The organism is Methylobacterium soli, from assembly GCF_008806385.1.
Taxonomy (GTDB): domain Bacteria; phylum Pseudomonadota; class Alphaproteobacteria; order Rhizobiales; family Beijerinckiaceae; genus Methylobacterium; species Methylobacterium soli.
Genome location: NZ_VZZK01000026.1, coordinates 20,388 through 38,273, shown reverse-complemented (window position 1 = coordinate 38,273; position 17,886 = coordinate 20,388). Strand labels below are relative to the sequence as shown.

Sequence of the window (17,886 nt, the reverse complement as noted above, 5' to 3'; positions counted from 1 at the left end):
ACCCAGGCCGTGCCGGTGGGCCTTGCGCCCGCCCGGGAGGAGACCCGCGCCGCACGCGGCCCCGTCCGCTCACCGCTCCGGGTCGGCGAGCGGGATCAGCCCGGCCAGCACCGCGATCGGCAGGACGAGGCAGCCGAAGGACAGGGCCGCCACCCCGAAGGCGCCCGCGATGGCGCCGAGCGCGAAGGCCGCCACCGCCGGCAGCATGCGCCCGAGCCGCCCCCGCGCGGCGGCCGCCGGGCCGCCCGCTCGGCTTCCGAGGCGCAGGAGATCGACCGCGTCGATCACGGCTTGCGTCACGTTCACGGTCATCACCGTGGTGGCGGCCAGATGCGCCAGGGAGAGCCGCGCGATGGCGTTCTGGACCCCCATCGCGGCAACCCCGAGCATGCCGACCGTGATGGCGTCGAGCCCGTCCGCCGCGTGCAGGGGCGCCAGGGCGAGGCCGACGCCGCAGAACAGCCCCAGGAGCAGCGCCTGCAGGCCAAGGAGCCAGCGCAGAGGCCCGATGCCCCGCCGCTCCAGCGCCAGGGCGATCAGGCGGGTGGCCGCCACCGCGAGCACGAAGGCCGGCAGGGCCAGGAGCTTGGCCAGGACGCCCCCCGAGGTCGAGACGAGCTCGGCCCCGATCAGCACGAAGTTGCCGGTGACGTGCGAGGTGAACAGCCCGAACAGGGCGACGAAGCCCGCCGCGTCGACGAAACCCGCGACGAAGCCGAGGCCGATCCCGGTGGCGAGGTCCCGCTGGGCCCGAAACCCCGTGGCGGAGGCCTGCGCCGAGCCGGCAGGGATTTGGGCCTGCGCCGGGCCGGCGGGGAGTTGGGGTTGCGCAGTCAGGGCCTGGGACTCCCGCGGGGCCTTCGATCATTCGCCGGCGGCGCCCCGGCCCCGGCTCGGCGCTAGGCATGCAATTCGAAAATCGGAAATGCAATTTGAAAGGGAATCGTGCCGGCCGGAACGGCGGCGCGCCCGCCCCGGCCCCGGGCCCCCGCGGGCCCCGGCTTTGATGGCGCATCCCCCTTGTGCTAACGAGGCCGCGATTTTTCCCCGCGCGGTGCGGCCAGCCCATCGGCGACCCCGCGCGGCACGCTCCCCAAGCCGAGGATCAGCCCGCCTTCATGCCCTCCGACTCCGACCAGACCGCCCCGCAAACGCCCGCCCGGGCATCGAGCTTCAGCTACGAGGACCTGCTGGCCTGCGGGCGCGGCGAGCTGTTCGGCGCCGGCAACGCGCAGCTGCCGCTCCCCCCGATGCTGATGTTCGACCGCATCACCTCGATCGGGACGGAGGGCGGCGCCCACGGCAAGGGCCATGTCCGGGCCGAATTCGACATCCGGCCGGACCTCTGGTTCTTCGGCTGCCACTTCAAGGGCGATCCGGTGATGCCGGGCTGCCTCGGCCTCGATGCCCTCTGGCAGCTCGTCGGCTTCCATCTCGGCTGGCTCGGCGCCCCGGGCCGCGGCCGGGCGCTCGGCGTCGGCGAGGTGAAGTTCACCGATCAGGTGCTGCCCAGCGTCAGCAAAGTCGTCTACAATGTCGACCTGAAGCGCGTGCGGCAGGGCAAGCTCGTCCTCGGCATCGCCGACGGCACGGTCGAGGCCGACGGCAAGCGCATCTACGAGGCCCAGGACCTGCGCGTCGCGCTGTTCCAGTCCTGAGAGCGTGCGGGGTCGAACGCCCGCCCGCGGGCACAGGGCCCCTGCCCCGGCGCCGGTTGAGATTGTGCCCGCGCCGACCTACGTGACCGGAGCGCGACGCGCGGGCAAGCGTCGCGGCGGAGAAGACAGGTTTCCATGCGCCGTGTCGTGATCACCGGGATGGGCATCGTCTCATCCATCGGCAACAACACCCAGGAGGTGCTGGCCTCGCTGCGGGAAGCGAGGTCCGGCATCGTCCGCTCGGCCTCCTACGCCGAGCACGGCTTCCGCAGCCAGGTCGAGGGCGCACCGAGCCTCGACCCGGAGGGCGTGGTCGACCGGCGCGCCATGCGCTTCCACGGCGGCGGCACCGCCTGGAACCACGTCGCCATGGATCAGGCGATCCGCGATGCGGGGCTCGAGGAGGGCGACGTCTCGAACGACCGCACCGGCATCATAATGGGCTCGGGCGGTCCCTCGACCCGGGTGATCGTCGAATCCGCCGCCATCGCCCGCGAGAAGGGCCCGAAGCGCGTCGGCCCCTTCGCGGTGCCCAAGGCCATGTCCTCGACGGCCTCCGCGACGCTCGCGACCTGGTTCAAGATCAAGGGCGTGAACTACTCGATCTCGTCCGCCTGCGCGACCTCGAACCACTGCATCGGCAACGCCGCCGAGGTGATCCAGGGCGGGCGCCAGGACATCATCTTCGCGGGCGGCTGCGAAGACCTCGACTGGACGCTCTCGGTCCTGTTCGACGCCATGGGCGCCATGTCGTCGAAGTACAACGACACCCCCGCCCGGGCCTCCCGCGCCTATGACGCCAACCGCGACGGCTTCGTCATCGCGGGCGGCGCCGGCGTGCTGGTGCTCGAGGAACTGGAACATGCCCGCGCCCGCGGCGCCCGGATCTACGGCGAGATCGCGGGCTACGGCGCCACCTCGGACGGCCACGACATGGTGGCGCCGTCCGGCGAGGGCGCGGTGCGCTGCATGCGCCAGGCGCTCGCGGGCCTGAAGGGCGCGCGCATCGACTACATCAACCCGCACGCCACCTCGACGCCGGTCGGCGACGACAAGGAGATCGAGGCGATCCGCGAGGTCTTCGGCCGGGGCGAATCCTGCCCGCCGATCTCGGCCACGAAGTCGCTCACCGGCCACTCGCTCGGCGCCACCGGCGTGCAGGAGGCGATCTACGCGCTCCTGATGATGCAGAACGGCTTCATCTGCGAGAGCGCCCATATCGACGAGCTCGACCCGGCCTTCGCCGACATGCCGATCCTGCGCGCGCGCCGGGACAACGTGCAGCTCGGCCACGTCCTGTCGAACTCCTTCGGCTTTGGCGGCACCAACGCGACCCTGGTCCTCAAGCACGTCGACGCCTGAGCCTCCGGCGAGGCGTGAAGAAACGGTTTCGCCCCGCCGGGTTCCGGCCGGGGGCGGAACCGAATTTTCGTCACTGCGTTTTTCCGGTTACACGGTAGGGAAAGCACGCAGATGCTCTGGCTCGTCTTCGGGATCCTCGGCGGCTTCACCCTCGCGGGGATCGCCGGCATCTACGCGAAGCAGGCCCTGATCGACGACGCGAAGGCGGAGACCGAAGGGTACTTCTGACCCTCCCGGTTCGTCAGGTCCCGAGCCCTGCCGCGCGGCAGGGCTTTTCTTTTGGCGCTGCCCTCTTGGCGCGCCCCGGCCGCCGGCCAGGGACGGCGTCTGCCTCCCGTAGGACAAACACCCATGCGACATCCGCCCCTCCTGGCCACGATGGTTGCAGCCGCAGCCGCCTTCGCGCAGCCCGCTTCAGCGCAAGCGCCCGGCAACGCGTCTCCCGCCGCGGCTCAGATGATCGGGCTCTTCACGCAGACCTGCGTCCAGTTCGCGGGGCGGCCGGAGGCCCTGCGGGACTTCCTCGGCAAGCGGGGCGTCCCGGAATTGAACGAAGCCGGCAAGGCAATCTTCCTTCGCGAGCGCAAGGGCGTCGGCTTCGACGCCTCGAACAAGGTCACGCGCCTGGCGCTGGTCTCCGAGGATAACGGCACCTGCACGGCCTTCATGGGCGAAGGCAGCAATGCCGACATCGTCCCCCAGCTTCATTCGTTCTTCAAAGGCCTGTCCGTGCAGGCAACGCAGGTGTCCGACGAGCAGAAGCCGGAGGGGCGAAGCGTGGTCGATCGCCTGACCATCGGGGACCGGGCGTATCGCCTCGTGATCAGCACGAACAACCAGCCGGCGGCCCCCATCCAGGCCGCCGCCACCCTTTCGCCCGCGGCGCCCTAGAGCTGTTCCCGATCGCGTTGCGACGGGACCGTCGGCCGCGCCCGTGCCGAAGCGGGCGCGGATCCCCTCTCCCGTGCGGGAGAGGGACAGGGTGAGGGTCGAGACCTTTCAGAACGAGGTGCGCCCGATCGGCGCCCAGTCGGCGATACGACCGCATGCTCCATCCTGAAGGCGCTCATCCCTCACCCCAACCCTCTCCCGCACGGGAGAGGGGGTCCGTCGCGCCGAACCGGACTGGGGCTGCCGATTTTCCAGCCCGTTGCAACGCGATCGGGCGCGGCTCTAGAACCCTCTCCGCCGCAGCGGCAATCGCTACGGCGCAAGGGCGCGCGACCCACCAAGGGCTGAGCGCCGCCCGCGATTGGACATCGGCGCGACCCCCGCGCTAAGCCTCTGCCCCCCATCGACCCCGCTTGCATGCGGGGATGGGCAGCAATCGAGGCGGAGCCGCATGACGGGATTGATGACGGGCAAGCGTGGCCTGATCATGGGGGTGGCCAACGACCACTCGATCGCCTGGGGCATCGCCAAGACTCTCCACGACCACGGCGCGCAGCTCGCCTTCACCTATCAGGGCGAGGCGCTCGGCCGGCGCGTCGGGCCGCTCGCCGCCAAGCTCGGCTCGGACATCGTGCTGCCCTGCGACGTCGAGGATCTGGCCTCGGTGGACGCGACCTTCGCGGGCCTCGATGCGCGCTTCGGCGGCGAGCTCGACTTCGTGGTCCACGCCATCGGGTTCTCCGACAAGGCGCAGCTCAAGGGCCGCTACGTCGACGTCACCACCCGCGAGAACTTCTCGCGCACCCTGACGATCTCGTGCTTCTCCTTCACGGAGATCGCCCAGCGGGCGGCCAAGCGGATGAGGAGCGGCGGCTCGCTCCTGACGCTGACCTATGGCGGCTCGACCCGGGTGATGCCGAACTACAACGTGATGGGGGTGGCCAAGGCCGCCCTCGAAGCCTCGGTGCGCTACCTCGCGGCCGATCTCGGCCCCGACGGCATCCGGGTCAACGCCCTCTCGGCCGGCCCGATGCGGACGCTGGCGGGTGCCGGCATCGCGGATGCCCGCCTGATGTTCAACCATCAGAAGGCGCACGCGCCGCTGCGGCGCACGGTGAGCATGCAGGATGTCGGCGGCTCGGCCCTCTACCTGCTCTCCGACCTCTCGGGCGGGGTCACGGGCGAGATCCATTTCGTCGATTCGGGCTTCAACATCATCTCGATGCCCCGCCCCGACGTGCTCCAGGCCCAGGACGCGGCGGGCGTCGTCGGCGACGCCTGAGGCCGGTCCGCGCGGCCCCCGGGACCCGCGCCGCCATCCGGGGCACGGCGCCCGTATGGCGGCGCGGGCCTCCGACGCCTCAGGTGTACTCGTAGGCCCGCTCGCCGTGGCTCGCGAGGTCGAGGCCCTCGTATTCCGCCTCCGCGTCGACCCGCAGCGGGGTGACGGCGCCGAGCATGCGGGTGAGCCCGAAGGTGACGAGGCCCGACCACAGGGCCACCACCGCGATGGCGAGCGCCTGCACGCCGAGCTGGCGCAGGAGGCTGCCGCCCGCGCCGAGTCCGCTGCCGCCGAGTTCCGGCAGGGCGAAGACGGCGAGCAGCATCGAGCCCAGCATGCCGCCGACGCCGTGGACCGCGAAGACGTCGAGGGAATCGTCGATCAGGAGCCGCTGCTTCACGAAGAGCGTGACGAAGAAGCAGACGAGGCCGCCCGTCGTGCCGATGGCGAGGGCGGCAGCCGGGGAGACGAAGCCCGCCGCCGGCGTGATGGTGGCGAGCCCCGCGACGCAGCCGGTGACGAGCCCGATCGAGGTGGGCTTGCGGATCTTGACCCACTCGGCCGCCGTCCAGGCGATGGCGCCGGCCGCCGCCGAGAGATGGGTCGCCAGGATGGCGTTGGCGGCGCTGCCGTCCGCCGAGAGGGCGCTGCCGCCGTTGAAGCCGAACCAGCCGACCCAGAGCATGCCGGCCCCCACCATGGTCATGCCGGGGCTGTGGGGCGGGGCGAGCGTCGCCGGGAAGCCGCGGCGCTTGCCCACCATCACGGCCAGCACCAGCGCCGAGATCCCGGCGGTGGTGTGGACCACGATGCCGCCCGCGAAATCCAGCGTGCCGAGGCCGGCGAGCCAGCCGCCGCCCCAGATCCAGTGCGCCGCCGGCACGTAGACGAGCATCAGCCACAGGGCCGAGAACAGGGCGACGAACGGGAAGGCCACCCGCTCCGGGAAGGCGCCGATGATGAGCGCGGGCGTGATCACCGCGAAGGTCATCTGGTAGAGCGCGAAGACGCTCTCGGGGAGCAGGGTCGGCGCCCGCACCGCGTCGAGATGGGCCAGGAAGGCCTTGTTGAGGGTGCCGATCAGGGCCCCGTCCCCGTCGAAGGCGAGGCTGTAGCCGCAGATCGCCCAGAGCACGGAGGCGATGCAGCAGATCGCGAAGCACTGCATCAGGACCGAGAGGACGTTCCGGGCCTGGACGAGGCCGCCATAGAACATCCCGAGGCCGGGCAACGTCATGAACAGGACCAGCGCGGAGGCGGTGAGGAGCCAGGCCACCTGCCCGCTATCGACGCTGCCGCCGGCCGCGAAGCTCGGATCGGCCGACAGGAGGAGCAGCGCGAGGCCGGGAAGCCCGCGTCGGAGAAGGGACAACATGCGGAAAAGCCTTTCGGGGCGGGCGCGACGTGCGGTTCCGGTCGGCATTGTGCCGTCTTATTGGGCAGTCTTTGCTGATCTCGCGTGCAGATCCGGGGCCGGGCGGCACGCGTCGATCAGGTTTCCTCGGTCAGTGGGATCATAGACCCGTGATAACCAGGGCCGTGATCGGGTCTTGCCTGCCTAGCATGCAATCAACCTGCCGCTTTGTGTGGCGCCGATGCATCTCTGAGGGCGGAACCTGCCCATGCACGCGCCAGAGCGCCCGCCCGGCTCGCGGGGCGGCCGACGGCTCCGTGTGGCAGATTGTCGAGGCGCATCGATCCCAAACCCGCTGGCGCTACCTCGTGGCGATCCCGGCGCAAGACCCGCCCTCCCCCGCGCCAGCCGCCCAGCGAGCCGTCTTGTCCAAGCCCATCAGCGACTACGCCATCATCGGCGACACCCACGCCAATGCCCTGATCGCCCGGGACGGCTCGATCGACTGGCTGTGCTGGCCGCGCCACGATTCGCCGGCCCTGTTCCTGCGCCTCCTCGACACGGTGCGCGGGGGCGCCTGCAGCCTCGCCTGGGAGAACCCGACGGGCTCCGAGCGGCGCTATAGGCCGGGCACCAACATCCTGGAGACGACCGTCACCACCCGCACGGGGCGGGCCCGCCTCACCGACCTGATGCCGGTGAACCCGCCGGCAGCCGAGCCCGCGGAGGGGCCGGACAGCGAGGGCGAGAGCCGGCTGATCCGCCTCGTCACCTGCGAGGCGGGCAGCGTGGCGGGGCGATTTCGCACCCGCCCGACCTTCGACTACGCCCGCCGCCCCTGCACGCCGGTGATCCAGGGCGGCACGGTCCTGTTCGAGGCCGGCGACCAGCGCCTGCGGGTCAGCGCCTCGCACCCGCCGCGGCTCGAGGGCGACGCGGCGGAGACCGCCTTCACCCTGCAGGCGGGCGAGACCGCCTACCTGATCCTCACCCATGGGGAGGACGGGCAGGCCGCCGCGATCGAGGATTTGTCCGGCGCGCAAGGCTGCCTGGAGCGCACGGCGGCCTATTGGGAGCGCTGGAGCGCCCGCTGCACCTATGACGGCCCCTACCGCGAGGCGGTCCTGCGCTCGGCCCTCTGCCTCAAGCTCCTCACCTACGCGCCGAGCGGCGCGATCGTGGCCGCCGCCAGCGCGGGCCTGCCCGAGGCGGTGCCGGGCAACCGCAACTACGATTACCGATTCACCTGGATGCGGGATGCGAGCTTCACGGTGACGGCCTTCGTGATGCTCGGCTACGTGCGCGAAGCCTCCGAGTTCCTGCGCTTCCTGCGGGAGGCCGATGGCAGCTTCGGCCGCGACACCCGCCTGCTCTACGCCATCACGGGGGCGATGCCCGAGGAGGAGGCGCTGACGCACCTCTCGGGCTGGCGCAGGGTCGGGCCCGTCCTGATCGGCAACGCCGCCGCCAACCAGGACCAGCACGACATCTACGGCGAGCTGCTCCGGGCCCTCTGCGCCTTCCTCGAGGCGGTGGATTACGATCCGCCCGAGAAGGTCAACGACCGCCTGCCCGAGGTGCTGGAGAACCTGACCGCCCGCGCCATCGCCTGCCGCGACGCGCCCGACCACGGCATCTGGGAGTTCCGGACCGAGCGGCGCCAGCAGACCCACACCAAGGCGATGCTCTGGGTCGCCCTCGACAATGCCGCCCGCATCGCCCGCAAGATCGGGGGCGTGGCGCCCGAGCGGATCGCCGCCTGGGAGAAGGCCGCCGGCGAGATCCGCGCCGAGTATCTGGAGCGGGCCTGGAATCCCGGGAAGCAGGCCTTCGCGGGCACCTACGAGAGCGACGACCTCGACGCGGCGGTGCTGCGGGTGGTTCTGTTTGGGGCGATCGACCCGCAGGATCCGCGCATGCTCGCGACGCTGCGCGCCATCGAGCGGGAGCTCGGCGCGGGCGACCTGCTCTACCGCTACCGGATGGAGGACGGGCTGGAGGGCCAGGAGGGCACCTTCACGCCCTGCGCCTTCTGGCGGGTCGGCTGCCTCGCGCTCGCGGGCCATACGGGCGAGGCGACCGCGATCTTCGAGCGCCTGATCACGCGGGGCAACGATCTCGGGCTGTTCGCCGAGGAGATCGACCCGAGGACGGGCGAGCAGCTCGGCAACACGCCCCAGGGCTTCACCCACATGGCGCTGATCAACGCGGCGATCCGCCTGGAGCGCTGCATCGCGACCTTCGGGGCCGTCGGGCAATCCGAGGCGCGGGGCGAGACGTCCGAGGCTGAGGGATCGAAGTCTGAGGAATCCCAGGCTGCCGAGTGACCGGCCCGGAGGCGCCGCTCAGGCCGCCTTCGGGGTGGCGGGCCGGTCCTGCAGCAGCCCGATGATGTCCTCCCAGCGGGACAGGAAGGCGTCGACGCAGGCTGGGTCGAAATGGCTGCCGCGATGCTGGACCAAGTAGGCCCGGGCCTTCTCCAGCGGCCAGGCCGCCTTGTAGACCCGCTCCGAGATCAGCGCGTCGAACACGTCCGCCACCGCGACGATGCGGCCGGAGAGCGGGATCGCGCTGCCCGACAGCCCCTGCGGGTAGCCCGCGCCGTCCCAGCGCTCGTGATGGGTCAGGGCGATCTCCGAGGCGAGCTGAAGCAGGCGCGAGGGGCTGTTCTGCAGCATCCGGTGGCCGCGCTCGGCGTGGCGCTGCATCTCCGCCCGCTCCTCCGAGGTCAGCGGCCCGGCCTTGAGCAGGATGCTGTCCGGAATGCCGATCTTGCCGATATCGTGCATGGTCGAGGCCAGCGCGATGTCGTTGGCCTCGCGCTCGGAGAGGCCGAGCCCCTCCGCGATCGCGATGGTGCAGCCCGCCACCCGGGTGAGGTGGTCGCCCGCATCGTCGTCGCGGAACTCGGCCGCGAGCATCAGGCGCTGGATGATCTCGCGCTCGCGCGCCTCCGATTCGGCCACCACGCCCGCCACGTGGCGGGACATGGTCCGGGTCGCCCGCTCGGCCTCGCGCCGGGCGAGCGACAGCTCGACCAGGGCGCGCACGCGCATCTGCAGCTCGATGGGGTCGAGGGGCCGGACCAGCACCTCCGTCACCGCGAGGGCGGCGGCGGCGCGGCGGATCGCGCCGGCCTCGCCCGAGGCGACGAGGAGGATCGGCGTGCGGGCATGCCCGTCGAGGCGGCGCAGGGTCCGGACGATCTCCGGCCCGCCGAGGCTGTCCTGGTCCACCACCATGAGCGCCACCGGCCAGCCCGCGAGTTCCCCGATCTCCTCGGGGCCGAAGAGCTGGATCTCGTGGCCGAGGGCCCGCAGGGCGGGCAGCAGCTGCGGCGGCGCCGAGGCGGCCAGGACCGCGATCAGGGCCGGCTCGGGCTCGCACGCGCCGGCCGCGTCACGCGGCCCGAGATCCTGGCCGAGATCCTGGCCGTGTTCCTGGCCGGAATCCTGGCCGGAATCCTGGCCAAGATCCCGGCCGTGATCCGCTCGCTCGGAGAATTCGAGATCTGCGCCCATGCGATCCAACTCTTGCTTCAGGGTGAAGTATGCTGAGCACGCGTTAAGCGAGGTTGAAATCACGCCTTTCCGACACGGCTCCGAGCCGCACCGAAACGAGCTAAATTTGCGGAATCGCTCGGGACATTGGACGATTTGAGCCAGAGATGCCCGGGGCCGGCGCGCTCCCACCGGGTCCGGTCATCCGAGGAATCGCTTGAGGGCGCAGCATCTTGGCCGCGCGTCAGTGCCCCGCGGCGCGGCGGGCCCGGGCCCCGGACGGATCGGCCGGGACCGGAATCAGATGTCGAAATGCGGCGGCGGCGGCTCGGGCCGGACCGCCTGCAGGCTCTCGGCCCGGCGGCACAGCTCCTCGATCGTGACGGCGTCGAGGGCGGCCAGGAAGGCCGCGTGCGCCGCCTGGATCGTGGGCTCCACCAGGGTGGCGATCAGCACTGAGGGCGCGCCGTCAGCCGGCCCCTCCTCCCCGGCCGCCGCGCGGGCGATGTCGCCGAGGCTGATGCGGCGGCGCTCGCGGGCGAGCTCGTAGCCGCCGCGGGGGCCGCGCACGCCCTTGAGCAGGCCGTGCCGGACGAGGGCCTGCAGCACTGTCTCAAGATGACGCGGCGGCAGGCCGTGGCGGTCGGCGAGCATCCGGGCGTTCACGGGCTGGGGCCGCGCATGGAGCGCGATGTCCACCACGGCCGCGGCGGCGAGGCGCAGCCGCCCGGCGGGAACGGGAATGGCCGGCGGGGACGGGGGAACGGGGCGCATGGGCGGAATGCTACGCGGTTCGGCGGCGGAATGCGCGCCGGTCCGCCCCCGCCCGCGACCGGATGCTCAACGCCGCCCGCTCGACCCGAAGCCGCCCTGGCCTCTGCCGGAGCGGGCGCCTTCGCGGGATGGTTGGCCGTCGCGGGATTCTTCGCCTTCGCGGGATTCTTCGCCTTCGCGGGACATTTGGCCCGCCGCCTCCACGATCCGCAGGCGCGGCCGGGTCACCCGGGTGAAGACGAGCTGGGCGATCCGGTCGCCGGGCGCGATCGTGATGGCGGGTCCGGGGGCCGGGTTTCGGTTCCAGGCCGAGATCAGGAGCGGCCCCTCGTAATCGGCGTCGATCACGCCGGTGCCGTTGCCCAGAACCAGCCCCTCCCGGTGGCCGAGGCCGGAGCGGGCGAAGACGAAGCCGCACCAATCCGGGTCGCCGATCAGCACCGCCAGGCCGGCCGGGATCAGGGCCGGGGGCCCCTGCGGCGCCAGGTCCAGGGGGGCGTCCAGGCAGGCATGCAGGTCGAGGCCGGCCGCGGCCGCCGAGCCCCAGCGCGGGAAGCCCCAGCCCGGCAGGCGGTCGTCGAGGAGCCGGACGGCGACGTCGAGGGGCGCGGCGCTCATGCGTGGCGCGCGAGGATGGCGTCCGCCATGCCGAGGACGCGGCGCGCCTCCTCGGCATGGAGCCGCTCGACCATGCGGCCCTCGAACGCGATCGCGCCGCGGCCCTGGTTCTCGGGCGCCGCGAAGGCCGCGATGATCCCGCGGGCCTCGGCGATCTCGGCCTCGGTCGGGCCGAAGGCCGCGTTGGCCTCCGGGATCTGGCTCGGATGGATCAGCATCTTGCCGTCGAAGCCGCAATCGCGGCCCTGCGCGCACTCGGCCCGGAAGCCCGCTTCGTCCCGGAAGGCGTTGTAGATGCCGTCGATGATGTCGATCTCGTAGGCGCGGGCGGCCGCGACCGCGCTCATCAGCCAGGGCATCAGGGCCGGGCGGCCCGGCACGCCGAGGCGCACGCGGCTCGCCTTGGCGAGGTCGTTGGGGCCGAGAACGAGGCAGGACAGGCGGGTGTCGACGTCCCGCGCCGCGCTCGCGATGGCGCCGATCTCCAGGATGGCCAGGGGATGCTCGATCATCGCCCAGACGCGGGTGCGGGCCGAAGCCCCGAGCCGGCGCAGGCGCGCGCCCACCGTCACCAGGGCATCCGGCCCGTGCACCTTCGGCACCAGGATGGCGTCGGGCGCGGCGGCCGCGACGGCGGCGAGGTCCGCCTCCCCCCAGGGCGTGTCGAGGGCGTTGACCCGCACCACCACCTCGCGGCGCCCGAACGCCCCCGCCTGCACGGCGGCCACGACGGCCTCGCGGGCCGTTGCCTTGGCCTCGGGCGCCACCGCGTCCTCGAGGTCGATCATCACGACGTCGGCGGGCAGGCCCTGCGCCTTCTCCAGCACGCGCGGGTTCGAGCCCGGCATCGAGAGGACGCTGCGACGGGGGCGAATCTCGGTCATGTGGAAAGACCCCTCCTCGTGCCGGGTGATTGCCGGGCCCGGAAACCCGGGTGCCCGGGAAAACTCGGGTGCCGCATAGCCGGCCGGCGCAAACGCCGATACCGTCCCGGCACCAGCGAGACAAGGACGGGGCCAGAATCGCAGGTCGGAATCGCGGGCCGGAATCGCAGGGCGGATCGCGGGCGAACATCGGAGGCGGCGGGGACGGGATGGCGCGCTGGATCGCGGGGCTCGACGGCTGCCGCGGCGCCTGGGCGGGCGCCCTCCTGGACCTCGACGATCCGGGCCGCTTCCGCACCGGGCTGTTCGCGGACGTGGCCGCCTGCCTCGACGGGCCGGAGGCGCCGCTCTGCGTCGGCATCGACGTGCCGATCGGCCTGCCCGACCGGGTGAGCGGCGGCGGGCGCGGCGCCGACCGGGCCGCCCGCGCGGTCCTGGGCGCGTCGGGGCGCGCCAGCGTCTTCCCGGTGCCGCCGCGCGCGGCCGTCTACGCGCCGGATTATGCGCAGGCCAAGCGCCTGTGCCGGGAGAACAGCGACCCGCCCTTCGCGCCCTCGATCCAGTGCTGGAACATCCTGGGCTCCGTGCGCGCCGTGGACACGCTGCTGCGCGCCCGGCCGGCGCTCGCGGCCCGCCTTCACGAGGTGCATCCCGAGATCGCCTTCCGGGGCCTCAACGGCGGCGCCCCGCTGGCGCGGAAGAAGGGGCCGGAGCGCGCGCGGGGCCTCGCGGAGCGGCGGGCGCTGCTTCTCGCGGCCGGCCTGCCGGAGGCCCTGGTCCTGGCCCGCCCGCGCGGCGCGGGGGCCGACGACCATCTCGATGCGCTGGCGGGCCTCGTCGTCGCCCGCGACATCCTGCTCGGACGCGCCGTGCCGCTCCCCGATCCGCCGGAGTGGGACGGCCACGGCCTGCCCGTCGTGATCTGGGCGCCCGCCGCCCGGGCGTGATAGGTCTCGCGCATGAGCGAACGGCCCAACCCCAACCCGACCCCGAGCGCGCCGCCCCTGCGCCACATCGCCCGCGCCCTGGTCTTCGATCCGGCCGACCGGCTCCTGCTCATCGCCTACGAGGCGGTGCGCCCGATCGATCCGGCGCGGCCGGAGGACCGGACCTTCTGGTTCATGCCCGGCGGCGGGCTGGAGGCCGGCGAGACCCACAGGGAGGCCTGCCGCCGCGAATTGTCGGAGGAGATCGGCGTGGCCGAGGCCGAGATCGGCCCCGAAGTCGGGCGCTGCGACGGGCCCTTCCACCTGTTCAAGACCCCGCGGGATGCCCGCGAGCGCTATTTCCTGGTGCGGCTGCCCGACGACCGCATCGACACCGGCCGCCTCGCCGAGACCGAGGACAACCCGGTGCTCGGCACCCGCTGGTGGAGCCTGGCCGAGCTGGAGGCGAGCGGCGCGCGTATCGAGCCGGCGGGGCTTGCCGGGCTCGCGCGGCGCCTCGTCTCCGGGGATATCCCGGAGGCCCCGGTCACGTTGTCGTGGCGCGGCGCTTGAGTCCGCCTCCGCGCCGGGACATGGGAGTGACAACGCCGTTACGTTGACACCCGAACCGACGGCCGGAGATTGACCGCATGTTTCCCGAAAAGCTGACCGAAGGCTACCGCGCCTTCCTGGAGAATCGATTCCCCAACGAGAGCCGGCGCTATGCCCAGCTCGCCAAGACCCAGGACCCGGACGTGCTCGTGATCGGCTGCTGCGACAGCCGCGTCTCGCCGGAGGTGATCTTCGACGTCGGCCCGGGCGAGCTGTTCGTGATCCGCAACGTCGCCAACATCGTGCCCCCCTACGAGACCGGCGGCGAGTATCACGGCACCTCGGCGGCGCTCGAATTCGCCGTTCAGGCGCTGGAGGTGAAGCACATCGTGGTGCTGGGCCATGCCACCTGCGGCGGCATCAAGGCCTTCGCCAACAAGGCGAAGCCGCTCTCGTCGGGCAACTTCATCGGCAAATGGGTCTCGCTGGTGAAGCCCGCCGAGGAGAAGGCCGGCGATTCCTCGGCCCCCGACTACCTCACCCGCATGGAGCACGCGATGGTGAGCCAGAGCATCGAGAACCTGCTGACCTTCCCGTTCGTGCGCGAGCGCGTGGAGGCGGGCACGCTGCGCCTGCACGGCGCCCATTTCGGCGTGGCCTCGGGCGAGCTCCTGGTGCGCAACCCCGAGACGGGGGATTTCGCCACGATCACGGACGGCGCCGGCCAGAGCCTCAGCCCGTCCGCGCTGATCCGCTGCACCTGAGCGCGCCGCGCACGAAAACGGCGGGCCCGAGGCCCGCCGTGTCCGGTCGGGGCTCGCCGGAGGAAATTCCCCGGCGGCCCTGGATAGGGCCGTGGCGGCCCTGGATCGATTCCGGCCGCTCAGCGGGCGCCGGGCAGGCGCTGGGCCATCGCGTAATGCTCCTGCAGCACCGGCAGGGCCTGCTGGGCGTAGTTGCGCAGGGCCGGGTTCGGGCCCGACGCGGCGTAGGCCTGCGTCATGCCGAGGGTCATCTGGTGGGCCGCCAGCTGCTGCTGGGTGTAGACGCGGTCGAAGCGCGCGCCGGGGGGCGTCTGGGCGAGCTCGGCGAGCATCGCCTGCTGCTCCGGGTTCGGCTGCACGATGGTGGTGCCTGCCGTGGCGTCGACATCGCCCCGGGCGAGGCCGGCACCGGCCGCCGCGCCGCGCTGCGCGCCCGAGCCGAGGCCCTCGAGGCCGCCGACCGGGCCGCCCGAGAGGGTGCCGCCGACGACACCGGCCGCCGCGCCCGTGGCCGCGCCGACCGCGCCGCCCGCCACCGCGAGGGGCGCGCCGATCAGGCCGCCGACCGGGCCGCCATTGGCCGCCACGTAGTCGCGCTCGCCGCCGGCCAGAGCCACGTTGGCGGCGCGGTGGTCGCGGATCGCGTGCTGGGCGTAGTTGCGGATCGCGGGGTTGCGGGACTTCGACAGCGCGATCTGGCTCGACTGGATCTCGAAGGCGTTGGCCTGCATCGCCTGGAGGCGGAAATCGCCCATGCCCTGGGCCATCGCCGGGGTGGAGACGGCGACCAGGAGTGCGGACATGGCGGCGTATTTCTTAAACATATCGAACCTCAATGAATGGTTGTCGACGTACAGTTCCGGCTCGGACGACCTGTGATCAGTCAGACCATGATCAGTCGGTGCCTCGGAAAGCACTTCTGGCCGTCAACGGGGCGAGCCTGGCTTTGTTCCTAGAGAATTTGGGGCTTATTTCCTTGGATGCGACCGGACCGAACGCAAGCTTGACCTTGCTGCGCGCGCGTCCCAAGCCTGGCGAGCCCTGTCGCGCCCTAACGGGACCTGCGGCGTGAAGCTCATCCTGGTCCAGATCCTGCGGGCGGCGGCCGCCCTGCTGGTGGCGACCCACCACGCCCAGAACGAGGCCGGCCTGCTCGCGGCCCGGACCGGCCAGGCCTTCGTCCCGAGCACGCTCCTGCCCTGGGCGGCGGGCGTCGACGTGTTCTTCGTGATCTCGGGCTTCATCATCGTGCACGCGGCCGCCCCCCTCTACGGCCAGCCGGGGGCGCGGACATATTTCCTCGCCCACCGCGTCGCCCGGGTGGTGCCGCTCTACTGGCTCGTCACCGCCCTCTATCTCGGGCTCGCCCTCGCGGCGCCGGGGATGCTCGGGGCGGGGAGCGCCGACCTGCTGGAGCCCTTCTACGTCGCGGCCTCGTTCCTGTTCTGGCCGGCCCTGCGGCCGGACGGGACGCCGCAGCCCCTCTACACCCTCGGCTGGACGCTCAATTGCGAGATGTTCTTCTACGCCCTCTTCGCCCTCGGCCTCGGCTGGCGGCGGCGCGGGGCGGTGGCGTGGATCCTGGCCGCCCTCGGCCTCCTCGCCCTGGTGAACGCCCTCGCGCCCGACCTGGCGCTGCCCCTCGCCTTCTGGACGAATCCGATCATCCTCGAATTCGCGCTCGGGGCCGCCCTCGGCCTCGCCCGCGGGGAAGGGGTGCGGCTCGCGGGGCCGGTCCGCCTCGGCCTCGCGCTCACGGGGGTGGCGGGCCTCGCCCTCGCCGACCCGCTCCTCGGCGAGGCCACGGGCTTCCTGCGCCCCCTCGCCTACGGGGTGCCGGCCTCCCTCCTGGTGGCTGCCGCCGCCCTCGGCCGGCCGCGCGCGGCGGGACGGACGATGCAGGCCGCGCGGGACGAGCCGGCGGGGGCACGGGTCTCCGCGCCGCTGCGCTGGGCCGCCGCCGTCGGGGACGCCTCCTACGCCCTCTACCTCACGCATCCCTTCGTGCTGCGCGGGGTCAGGGAGGCGCTCCTGCGCCTCGGCCTCGGGCCGGTCCTCGGTCCCTGGGGGAGCCTTGCCCTGATGCTCGCCCTGACGGTGCCGGCGGCCCTCCTGGTCCACCGGCTGGTGGAGCGCCCGCTGACCGCGTGGGCGCGCGCACGCCTCGATCCGGGGGACCGGCGCATCGGGGGGGGCGCGAAAAACCGTGTGAGCGCGGGCGCACAGCGAGTTCCCCGCCGGCCCAAACGGCACTAGCCTCCGGCCGAACGAGACGGCCTGCGGGGCGGTTGCGGAATGTTGGTGAGGTGAGGCGATGAAGACCCTGCTCGTACCGGTCGCGCTCCACGATGCGCTCCCCTCCGTGTTCGAGACAGCGATGCTGACGGCGCGCCGCTTCGGCAGCCTGATCGAGGGCGTCTCCCTGCGTCCCGCGCTCGCCGAATACGTCCCCGTCGACATGGTGGGCGGCATGACGTGGCTGCGCGACGAGGAGGCCGACCGCGTCGAGGCCGAGGAGGCGGGCACCCGCTTCGTCGCCGCCATGGAGGGCGCCGCCATCCCGCGCCATGCCCGCGACGGGGTTTGCCTGCCCGAGAACGTGGCGGCGGCCGGCCCCCGCTATCGCTGGCGCCAGGACGTGCCGGCGGGCGACGCCTTCCTGGGCCAGTATGCCCGGCTGTTCTCCGCGACCGTGGTCGGGCGCCCCGGCTCCGACGACGGCTCGCCCCGGATGACCACCTTCGAGACCGCCCTGTTCGAGGGCGGGCGCCCCATCCTCCTCGCTCCGCCAACCGCGCCGGCGAGCCTCGGCGAGGCGGTCCTCATCGCCTGGAACGGCTCCACCGAGACGGCCCGGGCGGTCGCCTTCGCGATGCCGTTCCTGCACGCGGCCCAGCGCGTCCGCGTCGTCAGCGTCGAGGGCGGCACCGTGCCGGGCCCGAGCGCCGAGGACCTCGCCCGCTCGCTCGCCTGCGAGGGCGTCGAGGCGGATTGGCGGGCGCTGCCGGCGGGCCGGCGCACCCCCGGCGAGACCTTCCTGTCCGAGGCCAAGGACTTCGGCTGCGACCTCCTGATCAAGGGCGCCTACACCCAGAGCCGCCTGCGCCAGATGATCTTCGGCGGCCCGACGAGCCACCTCCTGGCCCATGCCGACCTGCCGCTGCTGATGGCGCATTGAGGGCGCGCCGCCCCGGCGGCGGGACCCGGCCTGGCGCTGGCAGGAAACGGGTCCGCGCGGATCGGGCGGAGGAACCGGAAAGCGCGAAACGGCAGAGAAGTGCCCAGTCACGCCGGGTTTAAGCTTAGCGGAGCCTTAGCGGG

General features: G+C 72.6%; 17 protein-coding genes. 10 read left to right on the top strand and 7 right to left on the bottom strand.

Translation table 11 applies throughout. The features are described from left to right. Nucleotides 1-69: 69 nt before the first annotated feature. Nucleotides 70-792 carry a YoaK family protein gene (locus F6X53_RS21465; protein WP_373875992.1) on the bottom strand — a complete coding sequence of 241 codons (723 nt, stop codon included), beginning with the start codon at nt 790-792 and terminating at the stop codon, nt 70-72. Nucleotides 793-1,118: 326 nt separating this feature from the next. Between F6X53_RS21465 and fabA the strand changes: the two genes are divergently transcribed. The 4 genes from fabA (at nt 1,119) to fabI (ending at nt 5,193) form a co-directional block, all read left to right on the top strand. Continuing rightward, nucleotides 1,119-1,658 carry a 3-hydroxyacyl-[acyl-carrier-protein] dehydratase FabA gene (gene fabA, locus F6X53_RS21460; RefSeq protein WP_151002398.1) on the top strand — a complete coding sequence of 180 codons (540 nt, stop codon included), beginning with the start codon at nt 1,119-1,121 and terminating at the stop codon, nt 1,656-1,658. A gap of 135 nt (nt 1,659-1,793) precedes the next feature. Then, nucleotides 1,794-3,020, top strand: coding sequence for a beta-ketoacyl-ACP synthase I (gene fabB, locus F6X53_RS21455; protein WP_151002397.1), 1,227 nt, complete (start codon nt 1,794-1,796; stop codon nt 3,018-3,020). Between the two features lie 351 nt (nt 3,021-3,371). Next, nucleotides 3,372-3,911, top strand: a complete 540-nt coding sequence (locus tag F6X53_RS21450) for an NMCC_0638 family (lipo)protein (RefSeq protein WP_151002396.1) — start codon at nt 3,372-3,374, stop codon at nt 3,909-3,911. Nucleotides 3,912-4,362: 451 nt separating this feature from the next. After that, nucleotides 4,363-5,193, top strand: coding sequence for an enoyl-ACP reductase FabI (gene fabI, locus F6X53_RS21445; protein WP_151002395.1), 831 nt, complete (start codon nt 4,363-4,365; stop codon nt 5,191-5,193). Between the two features lie 79 nt (nt 5,194-5,272). On the opposite strand, the gene F6X53_RS21440 is transcribed toward fabI, so the two are convergent. After that, on the bottom strand, nt 5,273-6,568 hold the full coding sequence (locus tag F6X53_RS21440) for an ammonium transporter (RefSeq protein WP_151002394.1): 1,296 nt from the start codon (nt 6,566-6,568) through the stop codon (nt 5,273-5,275). A 404-nt stretch (nt 6,569-6,972) separates the two neighbouring features. Between F6X53_RS21440 and F6X53_RS21435 the strand changes: the two genes are divergently transcribed. Next, on the top strand, nt 6,973-8,874 hold the full coding sequence (locus F6X53_RS21435) for a glycoside hydrolase family 15 protein (protein ID WP_151002393.1): 1,902 nt from the start codon (nt 6,973-6,975) through the stop codon (nt 8,872-8,874). An 18-nt stretch (nt 8,875-8,892) separates the two neighbouring features. On the opposite strand, the gene F6X53_RS21430 is transcribed toward F6X53_RS21435, so the two are convergent. The 4 genes from F6X53_RS21430 to F6X53_RS21415 all read right to left on the bottom strand — a co-directional run bounded on the left by F6X53_RS21430 (nt 8,893) and on the right by F6X53_RS21415 (nt 12,323). Beyond that, nucleotides 8,893-10,068: an HD-GYP domain-containing protein gene (locus tag F6X53_RS21430; protein WP_151002392.1), complete on the bottom strand. Its 1,176-nt coding sequence runs from the start codon at nt 10,066-10,068 to the stop codon at nt 8,893-8,895. 279 nt (nt 10,069-10,347) lie between these two features. After that, a complete protein-coding gene (locus F6X53_RS21425; protein WP_151002391.1) occupies nt 10,348-10,821 on the bottom strand; it encodes an RrF2 family transcriptional regulator in 474 nt (157 codons plus the stop codon). A gap of 66 nt (nt 10,822-10,887) precedes the next feature. Next, nucleotides 10,888-11,439, bottom strand: coding sequence for a dUTP diphosphatase (gene dut, locus F6X53_RS21420; protein ID WP_151002390.1), 552 nt, complete (start codon nt 11,437-11,439; stop codon nt 10,888-10,890). Continuing rightward, nucleotides 11,436-12,323: an HpcH/HpaI aldolase/citrate lyase family protein gene (locus tag F6X53_RS21415; protein WP_151002389.1), complete on the bottom strand. Its 888-nt coding sequence runs from the start codon at nt 12,321-12,323 to the stop codon at nt 11,436-11,438. Before F6X53_RS21415 ends, dut begins: the two co-directional genes overlap by 4 nt. 209 nt (nt 12,324-12,532) lie before the next feature. Between F6X53_RS21415 and F6X53_RS33275 the strand changes: the two genes are divergently transcribed. From F6X53_RS33275 to F6X53_RS21405, 3 genes are all read left to right on the top strand, one after another. Beyond that, on the top strand, nt 12,533-13,270 hold the full coding sequence (locus F6X53_RS33275) for a DUF429 domain-containing protein (protein WP_238296488.1): 738 nt from the start codon (nt 12,533-12,535) through the stop codon (nt 13,268-13,270). A gap of 12 nt (nt 13,271-13,282) precedes the next feature. Then, entirely contained in the window at nt 13,283-13,822 is a 540-nt protein-coding gene (locus tag F6X53_RS33270; protein ID WP_238296494.1) for an NUDIX hydrolase, read from the top strand. A 77-nt stretch (nt 13,823-13,899) separates the two neighbouring features. Further along, nucleotides 13,900-14,565: a carbonic anhydrase gene (locus tag F6X53_RS21405; protein ID WP_151002388.1), complete on the top strand. Its 666-nt coding sequence runs from the start codon at nt 13,900-13,902 to the stop codon at nt 14,563-14,565. A 119-nt stretch (nt 14,566-14,684) separates the two neighbouring features. Here F6X53_RS21405 and F6X53_RS21400 read toward each other — a convergent pair whose 3' ends face one another. Further along, nucleotides 14,685-15,389, bottom strand: a complete 705-nt coding sequence (locus F6X53_RS21400) for a DUF4142 domain-containing protein (protein ID WP_151002387.1) — start codon at nt 15,387-15,389, stop codon at nt 14,685-14,687. Between the two features lie 244 nt (nt 15,390-15,633). On the opposite strand from F6X53_RS21400, the gene F6X53_RS21395 reads away from it, so the two are divergent. Together F6X53_RS21395 and F6X53_RS21390 are read left to right on the top strand one after the other, a co-directional pair. Next, nucleotides 15,634-16,821, top strand: coding sequence for an acyltransferase family protein (locus tag F6X53_RS21395; RefSeq protein WP_151002386.1), 1,188 nt, complete (start codon nt 15,634-15,636; stop codon nt 16,819-16,821). A 58-nt stretch (nt 16,822-16,879) separates the two neighbouring features. Beyond that, a complete protein-coding gene (locus F6X53_RS21390; RefSeq protein WP_151002385.1) occupies nt 16,880-17,743 on the top strand; it encodes a universal stress protein in 864 nt (287 codons plus the stop codon). Nucleotides 17,744-17,886: the final 143 nt, after the last annotated feature.

Coding starts and splice junctions, on each gene's coding strand:
- fabA (WP_151002398.1), top strand. CDS start 1,119: ATGCCCTCCGACTCCGACCAGACCGCCCCGCAAACGCCCGCCCGGGCA.
- fabB (WP_151002397.1), top strand. CDS start 1,794: ATGCGCCGTGTCGTGATCACCGGGATGGGCATCGTCTCATCCATCGGC.
- F6X53_RS21450 (WP_151002396.1), top strand. CDS start 3,372: ATGCGACATCCGCCCCTCCTGGCCACGATGGTTGCAGCCGCAGCCGCC.
- fabI (WP_151002395.1), top strand. CDS start 4,363: ATGACGGGATTGATGACGGGCAAGCGTGGCCTGATCATGGGGGTGGCC.
- F6X53_RS21440 (WP_151002394.1), bottom strand. CDS start 6,568: ATGTTGTCCCTTCTCCGACGCGGGCTTCCCGGCCTCGCGCTGCTCCTC.
- F6X53_RS21430 (WP_151002392.1), bottom strand. CDS start 10,068: ATGGGCGCAGATCTCGAATTCTCCGAGCGAGCGGATCACGGCCGGGAT.
- F6X53_RS21425 (WP_151002391.1), bottom strand. CDS start 10,821: ATGCGCCCCGTTCCCCCGTCCCCGCCGGCCATTCCCGTTCCCGCCGGG.
- dut (WP_151002390.1), bottom strand. CDS start 11,439: ATGAGCGCCGCGCCCCTCGACGTCGCCGTCCGGCTCCTCGACGACCGC.
- F6X53_RS21415 (WP_151002389.1), bottom strand. CDS start 12,323: ATGACCGAGATTCGCCCCCGTCGCAGCGTCCTCTCGATGCCGGGCTCG.
- F6X53_RS33275 (WP_238296488.1), top strand. CDS start 12,533: ATGGCGCGCTGGATCGCGGGGCTCGACGGCTGCCGCGGCGCCTGGGCG.
- F6X53_RS33270 (WP_238296494.1), top strand. CDS start 13,283: ATGAGCGAACGGCCCAACCCCAACCCGACCCCGAGCGCGCCGCCCCTG.
- F6X53_RS21405 (WP_151002388.1), top strand. CDS start 13,900: ATGTTTCCCGAAAAGCTGACCGAAGGCTACCGCGCCTTCCTGGAGAAT.
- F6X53_RS21400 (WP_151002387.1), bottom strand. CDS start 15,389: ATGTTTAAGAAATACGCCGCCATGTCCGCACTCCTGGTCGCCGTCTCC.
- F6X53_RS21390 (WP_151002385.1), top strand. CDS start 16,880: ATGAAGACCCTGCTCGTACCGGTCGCGCTCCACGATGCGCTCCCCTCC.